At 43.7% G+C, this 9159-nt stretch carries 8 protein-coding genes and 2 pseudogenes; 3 read left to right on the top strand and 7 right to left on the bottom strand.

What is annotated here, in order from left to right; all coding sequences use genetic code 11:
* Positions 1–69: 69 nt before the first annotated feature.
* Both RMY00_RS35705 and RMY00_RS35700 read right to left on the bottom strand, forming a co-directional pair.
* Positions 70–1604, bottom strand: a pseudogene (locus tag RMY00_RS35705) (protein kinase domain-containing protein); the annotation flags it as partial.
* A gap of 13 nt (positions 1605–1617) precedes the next feature.
* Positions 1618–2013, bottom strand: a complete 396-nt coding sequence (locus RMY00_RS35700; protein WP_322652080.1) for a hypothetical protein — start codon at positions 2011–2013, stop codon at positions 1618–1620.
* A gap of 220 nt (positions 2014–2233) precedes the next feature.
* On the opposite strand from RMY00_RS35700, the gene RMY00_RS35695 reads away from it, so the two are divergent.
* Positions 2234–2530, top strand: coding sequence for a sensor histidine kinase (locus tag RMY00_RS35695; RefSeq protein WP_322652079.1), 297 nt, complete (start codon positions 2234–2236; stop codon positions 2528–2530).
* On the opposite strand, the gene RMY00_RS35690 is transcribed toward RMY00_RS35695, so the two are convergent.
* Together RMY00_RS35690 and RMY00_RS35685 are read right to left on the bottom strand one after the other, a co-directional pair.
* Entirely contained in the window at positions 2425–3879 is a 1455-nt protein-coding gene (locus RMY00_RS35690; protein ID WP_322652078.1) for a response regulator, read from the bottom strand. The two genes, RMY00_RS35695 and RMY00_RS35690, sit on opposite strands and share 106 nt — an antisense overlap.
* Positions 3880–3892: 13 nt before the next feature.
* A complete protein-coding gene (locus RMY00_RS35685; RefSeq protein WP_322652077.1) occupies positions 3893–5806 on the bottom strand; it encodes a GAF domain-containing sensor histidine kinase in 1914 nt (637 codons plus the stop codon).
* 334 nt (positions 5807–6140) lie between these two features.
* Here RMY00_RS35685 and RMY00_RS35680 point away from each other — a divergent pair, with 334 nt between their 5' ends.
* A complete protein-coding gene (locus RMY00_RS35680) occupies positions 6141–6278 on the top strand; it encodes a hypothetical protein (RefSeq protein ID WP_322652076.1) in 138 nt (45 codons plus the stop codon).
* Here the strand turns inward: RMY00_RS35680 and RMY00_RS35675 are convergent.
* Both RMY00_RS35675 and RMY00_RS35670 read right to left on the bottom strand, forming a co-directional pair.
* Entirely contained in the window at positions 6249–6935 is a 687-nt protein-coding gene (locus RMY00_RS35675) for an HAD family hydrolase (protein ID WP_322652075.1), read from the bottom strand. The genes RMY00_RS35680 and RMY00_RS35675 overlap by 30 nt on opposite strands.
* Before the next feature lie 162 nt (positions 6936–7097).
* A pseudogene (locus tag RMY00_RS35670) lies at positions 7098–7927 on the bottom strand (SDR family NAD(P)-dependent oxidoreductase).
* 400 nt (positions 7928–8327) lie between these two features.
* Between RMY00_RS35670 and RMY00_RS35665 the strand changes: the two are divergent.
* Positions 8328–8711: a nuclear transport factor 2 family protein gene (locus tag RMY00_RS35665; protein ID WP_322652074.1), complete on the top strand. Its 384-nt coding sequence runs from the start codon at positions 8328–8330 to the stop codon at positions 8709–8711.
* 50 nt (positions 8712–8761) lie between these two features.
* Here RMY00_RS35665 and RMY00_RS35660 read toward each other — a convergent pair whose 3' ends face one another.
* Positions 8762–9001, bottom strand: coding sequence for a hypothetical protein (locus RMY00_RS35660; RefSeq protein WP_322652073.1), 240 nt, complete (start codon positions 8999–9001; stop codon positions 8762–8764).
* Positions 9002–9159 lie beyond the last annotated feature (158 nt).

Genomic DNA, 9159 nt, shown 5'->3' with positions numbered 1-9159 from the left:
CAACTTTATTTTTTCAACTAACTATAATTTGGGGAAAATTACAAGACCTTGAAAGGGCTGGTCCTAGCCTTTACCCATAAGCTCAATTCCTCGTTGATTGACATAGTAAGGGCGACCCGTTGCGTCAATAATGCCAATTCCCACTGGAATCGCTTCTAGAAATTGAGTCATCTGACTTTCACTCGCGCGGAGCTTTGCATAGAGTTTGGCATTTTCGATCGCAATGGCTGCCTGGGTGGATAGCAGATTTAAGACTTGCGATCGCGTAGCGTCTCCTAATACCTCCGGCACGCTTGCGCGAACGGAGAATCGCTCTGGTGTAAATGCCCCAGACGCTAGTTTATTTTCTAGATACAACACGCCCACGAGCTTACCTTGATGGAGCATAGGTAAACATAAGATTGATTGAGTTTGATTGTGTTGAATATATTGATCGTTAATAAAATTACCTTCACGAGTAGCATCATTTAAAATGACACATTCATAAGTACGAATTACATAATTAATAATTGATTCAGGTAAATGATTTGCAGTTGGGATAGATTGTAGCACTTGTGTAGCATAGACATTTCACCTTCATTGAATTCACTAGACGCTTCAATCACCCATTTTCCTGAGTTTTCCAAAATCAAAAATCCTGTTTGTGCGCCAGCATTTTCGATTAATATCTTCATCAAGGAACTGAGTAGCTTATCCAGTTCAATTTCACTAGAAATCGTAAGGGAAGCTTTCATCACCGCCGCTAAATCGAAAGCGATGGGTGAGTGATTAGAGGTAATGACAGAAGTTTTGTGGATTGGCACGGAAGCCATGCCTGAAGATTGAGAAAATAGCTGGGGATAGCGAGTTTCTAAATCTTTGACTTTCGCAGTTGCTCCCCATCGTTCATAGCAGCAATGTGCTTCCTTCATGTAAGTTTGGGCGATTTTTTCTCTACCTCTTGCCAGATAATGTTTAGCAGCTAATTCATAAGCTAATACTTCTTCTTGCAAATACTCATTGTCTCTAGCTCCTTGAATTGCTTGTTCGTAGAACTCTTCTGCCTCAAGTAACTGACCCGAAACGTCTTGAAGCGCCAGTTGAATGCTAGAGATTTGACCGATTTCTTCTAATTGTTCAGCACAGATTTCTAAATCCGCTTTGATGCCCCAGGCACTTCGATAGCGATTTTCAGCATTTTTCGCCATCAGTTTGAGAATGATATCTGAAACTGGCTTGGGAATCTTTGTATTTATTTCATTAGACGCAATTGGATGTTTGGCAATATGACAATGGACTAGCTCCAGCACGTCTGTGGTGGGAAATGGTAGTTGTCCGGTGAGCAGTTCGTAAAATGTCACACCAAGGGAGTAAAAATCAGTGCGATAGTCGAGCATTCGGTTCATCCGCCCGGTTTGCTCTGGCGACAGATAGGCAAGCGTGCCTTCTAACACATGGGGACTTTTGAACGTCGGATTGGTGCGGTTAAATTGGGTCGCAATCCCAAAATCAATAATTTTGACAACGCCAGTATCCAGATTAAAGACTATGTTTCCAGGGTTAATATCTTTATGAATTATATTGGCTGCATGGATTCTGCCTAGAATCTCGCAAACAGCGATCGCATCTGAAAGTCCCTTAATTTTCAATGCGATAACGTATTAACTGCTTAATTGCTGTTATAGATAATCCTAAAGCTTGAGCGCTTGCGGCATCAATTTGAGCAAATTCAGTCACGGTAAACTCAAATTCCATCTGCTTTAACACTGAATCAGCAGTGTAAACTTTGACTTCAGTCAACTTTTCTTGACGTTGAATTATCGCTTCAATAGACATAACAGGGAGTGAAACAGAAAACTGAATGTGATGTTTTGAGTCGGCGTGGATTTGGGCGATTGTGTCATAGGTGTAGCTTAAGACTTGATGTGTCAGCAAACCCGTACTTACCCAAAAAAACATTCCGATCAAGGGTATTGACAGCCAAAACTCTAGCCCTAAGTTAATTAGAAATTGTAGCCAACGAGGTCGAGCCATAACCCTGTTTTGTCACTTTTGGTAAACAATAATTGAAGCAAAATTCTCAACCTTTGATTAAATAAAGCTTTGAGCCATTATTTAATCACAGACATTAAATTTTCTAGCCAAAACTCAGAAAATAAAGGTTAACTGGCTCGAAATATTAGTAGAGGAATACACCCACTCAGCAAAGGCAAAAAACTTAGAATTAACCAGCGAATTTCCTGAACAATTAGTAATGTTGAGAATCAATCCAGATTTAATGCGGCAAGCAGTAAAAAATCTTCTCAGTAATGCCTGCCGCTACACGCCGTCTGGAGGTAGAGTTAGCTTACGAGTTTTCTTTGGGTCTGGTTGGGTGGTAATTGAAGTCCAGGATAGCGGTATTGGGATTCCAGAGGCAGATTTACCCTATATCTTTGAGCGGTTTTATCGAGTATATAGTGTACGCTCGCGCCATACAGGAGGTTTCGGGTTAGGATTAGCGATTGCTGGAATTTTACCCCCTTTTTCTACTGGTAAAGCCCTGATTTGACGAATGAAGCTGTAGCCATCCGACTCTGGCATACCAAGATCCGAAATCAGTATGTGTGGTATTCCCAACTCTAACGCTGACAATGCTTGGGCTACTGATGCTGCTTCACTCACCAAAGCACCATGTTGCTTCAAGATAAAAGCAACAAGCTCACGTCCATCAGCTTCATCATCAACAACTAATACTTGTAAACCGTTGAGTGAAATTTGACTATCATCGTTTCCAGAGATTGATTCTGCACCCTCAGAAATATAAGAGATGCTCATCAGAGGTAAGCGCACATCAAAGGTTGCTCCTAGCCCAAGCCCTGGACTATTGGCCTCTACTGTTCCCCCATGCATTTCCACTAAATGCCAGACGATTGCTAGCCCTAAGCCTAGTCCCCCATAGCTTCGGGTTGTACTTGCATCTGCTTGACGGAAACGCTCAAAAATGTAGGGCAAGAAGTCAGCTTTTATACCATTTTCCGTATCTTTGACCTGGAGGAGCGCCTCTGTACCCAAAGCTTGCAGGCAAATCTCTACCTGTCCCCCAGAAGGCGTAAATTTAATTGCATTACTCAGTAAATTCCACACTACTTGTTGTAAACGACTAGCATCTCCACAAACAGAACTAGCACACGGATCAAGCATACAGTTAATCGTAATATCTTTAGCTGAAGCTTCTGGTTTTACAGTTTCGATAGCTTCAGTAATCACTGAGATTAAAGAAACTGAAAGCTTTTCTAGGCGCAGTTGCCCTCGGATAATACATGATACATCCAGTAAATCGTCTACTAGTTTCGCTTGAGCATTGGCACTGCGCTCAATAGTTTCTAGCGCCCGAATAGTTTCAGATGAATTTAATTTACCTTGGCGAAGCATTTTAACCCAGCCAAGCATTCCATTGAGTGGTGTACGAATCTCATGGGAAAGTACTTGCAAAAATTCATCTTTCATGCAACTGGCGGTCTCCGCCTCAACTCGCGCTGCCTGCTCCCGAATTCGTTCGGCTTGTTGAGCTAAAGCATCTTTACGCAGTCGGGACAACTCTAAGTTTGTTCGTACCCGTGCCAGCAGTTCTCGCGCCGAGAAAGGTTTGATCAGGTAATCATCCGCACCCATCTCTAAGCCTTCAACGCGAGATTCTTCACCAGCGCGGGCAGATAGCAGGATAATAGGTACTTCCCGAGCGGATGATTCAGAGCGCAATTCGCGCAACAATTGCAACCCGTCCATTCCCGGCATCATAATATCGCTCAGTACTAAATCCGGTATCTGCCTGCGGGCTGCTGCTAAGGCAGCTACTCCATCTGTAACTGCCTCTATTTCGTAATCTCCTTGGAGTAAGTGCTTTAAATAATCGCGCATATCTGCGTTGTCATCAGCCAGTAAAATACGGGCAGAGGAGCAAAGGGGCAGAGGGGCAGAGGAGAAGAAAGTGTTTTGCTCCCCTGCTCCCCTGCTCCCCTGCTTCTTCAGGTAGCCAACGCCGTACTTCCTCAACAAAAGCAGCCGTTACTGAAGCAGTGTTCGGCAAATCATGCTCAGATACAATGCGTTCAGTGGGCAGATGAGCAGTACTAGTAGGAAGTGAAACAATGAAAGAACTTCCCTGATTTAATTTGCTGATCACACGAACCGAGCCACCATGAAGTCGAATCAGATCCTGCACTAGCGATAATCCAATCCCAGAGCCTTTATAAGTGCGGCCCCGTGACCCTTGTACACGGTAAAAACGCTCAAACAAATAGGGCAATTCTGCTGCTGGAATTCCTGTACCTGTATCCTGGACTTCCAGTTCCACATATTCCGTGTACCAACGTAAGGTTACACTGATTTGTCCAATAAACGTGAATTTGAAAGCATTACTGAGCAAATTCAAAACAATCTTTTCCCACATTTCGCGGTCTACATACACCGCTTCTGGTAAAGGTGGGCAATCTACTATTAGACGTAAACCGGCGCGTTCGATAGTTGAGCGGAAGACACTGGCCAGTTCAGTTGTAAATACAGCAAGGTCAACAGGTTCATAAACTGCTTCAATCCGATTTGCTTCGATGCGCGAAAAGTCCAATAGTGTGTTGACTAACTTGAGCAAACGCAGACTGTTTCGGTGAACTAATTGCAATTGCTCACGTTCCTCAGTTGTCACCTTTGACCCATTTTTGCTACTTAGGACATCCTCTAACGGACCCAGTATTAACGTCAAAGGTGTGCGGAACTCATGGGAGACATTATTAAAAAACACTGTTTTCGCCCGATCTAGTTCTGCCAATGCTTCAGCGCGTCGGCGTTCTTCTTCGTATGCCTGAGCATTGCGGACTAAAACCGATATCTGACCTGCGAATAATTCGTAGAATGAGCGATATCCCTCATCTAGCTCACGGCTAGGGCTAATTCCGGCTACCAGTACACCCAATGTCGCTGTCTGCCCAAATGAGGCGATCGGCAGTGCGATCGCAGATTTTACTGGTTCACTAAATGCACCGCCTAAAATTGTGATATATTCATCGATGCCTTCAATTAGAATCGTTTCTCCATTTGCCGCCTTCGCCAATGACCAAACATCTGTGCCATTGGTTTCTAGCTCAATTCTTCTCGGACTGACGACTTCCCCTGCTTGAATCCCCACAGATCCTTGTAAGATCAACCTTTTAGTATCGGAGTCACGTAGATATAGCAGTGCAAACGGTACATCCATTGGAGAGGATGCGATAACACAAAGCGCATCATAGCAGGTTGCTTCAACGCTTTGGGTTGCGCCTGCTTTAGACGATAAATCGCGTAGCAGCCGCAATCGCCGATCCCCCAATACTTGCTGTGTTACTTCACTACACACCGCAAGCATCCCAACAATCTGCCCAGAATCGTCTTCTGCCGGAGCATGGGAAACACTAAAGTAGGATTCTTCCCGATAGCCGGAGCGTTCCAACAACAGGAGCAGTGCTGGTGTCAGATTTGCCACTCCCGTTGACATCACCGTTTCGATCATTGGCCCTAGCGTGTCCCATGCCTCGGCGAGTGTAATCCGAATATCACTCCCAAGCGCTGCGGGATGTTTCTCGCCAATCAATTGCGAATAGGCATCGTTGTAAATTTGGATGAAATCTGTGCCCCAAGTTAGAATCATCGGATAGCTCGAAGCAAGCAGCGTCTTGACCACTGACTTGAGACTTTGTGACCATGCATCGAGCTTGCCTAATGACGTTTGCGACCAGTCCAAGCGATTGATCCGGGTTGCCATTTCCCCACCTCGAAAATGGTCAGCAATGGAGTCAGAAATTCTTGCTTTCATCTACTTGTTTAAATGTTTTTCTCCTCGACTAGGGACAGCCGCCTATGTTCTCCCCTACTCAAAACTTTCAAAATTAGAACAAGTCTATTCTTATCGGAATATTACTTAATATTAGCGCGATGTTCTATATTCTTCCGGTAGACATCGGGTTAAAATTCTCCGTAATCGTGAGATATGCCTATCTACCACACGACTATCTGTATGAACCTCTGGTACAAAACGCCACAATTGCTGTAACACCATCAGTCAGCTATGTATGGATTTGCATAACTCGGCATTACAAAGGCGAGCGCTAAGATTGATTGAGAATGACTAAAAAAGGCACAAAAAAACTATGACTCGTGACTTAATCGGTAAATTTTTTGGAGATAGAAGATATATCTCGCAAAAATTATTTGAAGAGTTATACAAACGAGGTTTAGAACTGAACCTCCCGCCTTCTTCAATTGCTAGTCATTGCTTTGGTTGCTAGAGGTGAGGTGTCATAATGTGCTAACAAGTCAGCAGGATCATTGTAAATTGCGATCGCATCTTTTAATTGACTATCATCAAAACCACCGCAACGAAACGCAATCACGCCAACACCAGCTTTATTTGCAGACTCAATATCGTAGGGAGTATCGCCCAGCATTACTACCTCAGATGCCTGCATCTTCAACTGACTCAAAGCCGCTTCCACAATATCTGGAGCAGGTTTTGAAGCTTCGGCATCGCTAGATGTTGCCGCCTCATCCTGACTGAGTAAATCATCAACTTGTGCAGCTTTGAGCAACACTGACAGTTCTTGGCTCGTTGCTGAACTAGCAATGATTAGACGTAACTCTTCATCCTGCATCTTCAATATTAGTTGCCGCGCCCCACTGGCAGGAGTCAGATTTGCTCCAAACTTGTTGATGACCAGTTCTTTACGTTTGTTGGCAATTTCCTTACCTTTTCCTTCTTGATCAGAAAGTCCTGGCGCAAACTTAGGAATAATCTGGTCGCCTCCCATGCCAATCAGTGGTCGAACTTGCTTGAACTCTACCTCATAGCCAAATGCTGCAAATGCCTCTACCCAGGCTTGAGCATGAGCATCATTACTGATAACAAGTGTTCCATCTATATCCAAAATTACGCCCTGATATGCCATTAAGAAATTTCCAGCTTACTTTAAGCCTCTACACTACTGGAAAGTTGTTGCCATAACCTCTACCTCTGTTATTACTTCCAATGGCAGAGTCAGCCCCTTTGGGGAAGTCAAAAATCAAAAGTCAAAAGTCAAAAATTTTATTTCTGGTAACTCAAAATGTGACTAACTTCGTTCTTCCATGCCGAAGAGACGCCGAAAAGCTGACTGCATCAAATTAGGAGACAAGTGATAAATTGCTTTCCAAAGGTTTGTTGTGCCTACCATGACATCAGAACGCTGATGCTTTACTGCTTCCCAAATTGATTTTGCTACATCTTCAGGCTTTTCTAGTACAGGAATTTGAATTGCTTTATCTACCAACTCAGAACGCGCTTCGGCAGTTTCCTCGTCTTTACCGCGAAAGATTGCCCGTTCCATCACTTGAGTACTGATAAAACTGGGATAAATTCCGCTAACGTGAATCCCTTTTGGTGATAACTCTGCGTGTAGCGATTTTGTTAACCCAGTTATGGCATATTTAGCAGTTGTGTAAGGAACTTGGTAAGGAATCGGTTCTATACCACCAATAGAACTGACATTAACAATGGTTCCTTTGCGACGTTCTAAGAAATGGGGCAGGATGGCATTAATAGTATGGATGTAGCCCCACAAATTGGTATCAATTATCTGATGCCAATCATCTAAGCTAAAATCCTCGACGGGCCCTAAGCAAAAGATACCTGCATTATTAATTAATACATCTATGTTACCAAAATGATTTATTCCCTTCTCGATCAGGTCGTTTACTTGTAAAGGATCTTTGACATCGCAAGAAATAGCGATCGCATCTCGTCCCAGTTCCCGTATCTGTGCAGCAGTAGCTTCTAAACGGTCAAGTTGACGAGCTGCCAACACAACATTATAGTTGTGACATAGTTGTGACGGGCAAACAATAATGCTGTAGCTTTGCCAATTCCTTGAGATGCGCCTGTAATAATTACTGTATTTGTCATAATGTCAGTTGCTTTTTCTTGTGCGTCTTAGAGGTTGTTTTAAAAATGGTACATAAGGTATCCAAAACTTTAAATCCTCCTTTTTAAGGAGGATTTTGAGAAGCTTATATTGGTATTGAGCCGAGTACGAATAAAATTTATATCTGGCGGACACTACTAACTCGCCACAGTGATCGCAATTAGCGCGTAGTTGTGTCCCGCAAAGATAATAATAAGCTTTTGTGCTTACAAGTTGCACAACTAAAAATTTAGGTAAAAACTTCAAGTCCTCTCCCTTGCTCCTCTGCACCCCTGCCCCCTTGCGGTCTCAACATGCAGATTAAATGATTATTAGCTTACTTAGCTTTAACAGTAAAATAAATTGTTAAGGCCCTGCTGCATCTCCTTCACCATAGCTCTTATGTCAGATCAACCTGCACCAGAAATCGAACTGCTTCGTGCGGCTTACGCGGCCTTCAACGCACGAGACATTGACGCTGCCCTTGCCCTCATGACTCCAGACGTGCTTTGGCCGAGAGCGTTCAAAGGCGGTTTTGTCCGTGGGCCTGAAGAAGTTCGCGCTTACTGGACGGAGCAATGGAGCGAGATCAATCCGCACGTCGAGCCGATTTCCTTTTACTCGGAAGAGGCCGGACGCATTTTGGTCGATGTGCATCAGGTCGTGCGTGACTTGGTTGGGGCAGTTCTTGTCGATGAGCATGTGGGTCATCGATTCACCCTTGAACACGGCTTGATTCAAGTCATGGAAGTCTGTCCACTTCCATCGTCCACCCCAAAAGCCTAACCACGCGCTCCAGCGAACAGGGCATTGAGCCGATTAATCACCAACGCCAATTATTGCTGCGCTCTAATTTCCTTGAGTAACGCCTCATCAGAGTATTCTTCTTCCCATTTACCCTGTAGCTTTAGCCGTACAGACTGTGCGCCGCCACTAGGAGTACAGACAACCCAGTAGGTATCTGGTTCTCCTTCGACTTCAGCTGCATCTTCAGCTTTTGAGATATCTGAAAGACCTGAAAATGCTTGAATACAAATCCATGTAATTCCATCTGAATCTTTAATCTCTCTTTCCATGTCTATCCTTAGTACAGCATTTAATTAATTCGTAGCGAATTCAATTTGGCAATACCCTGCATTGTGAATGCGTTGGCTTGCATTAACAATGCTAGGACCAGCTCTTTCAAGGTCTTGTAATTTTCCCCAAATTATAGTTAGTTGAAAAAATAAAGTTG

The organism is Nostoc sp. ChiVER01, from assembly GCF_034531155.1.
Taxonomy (GTDB): Bacteria; Cyanobacteriota; Cyanobacteriia; order Cyanobacteriales; family Nostocaceae; genus Nostoc.
Note: the sequence above shows the minus strand (reverse complement) of the source record. Positions and strands in the feature narration are given on the sequence as shown.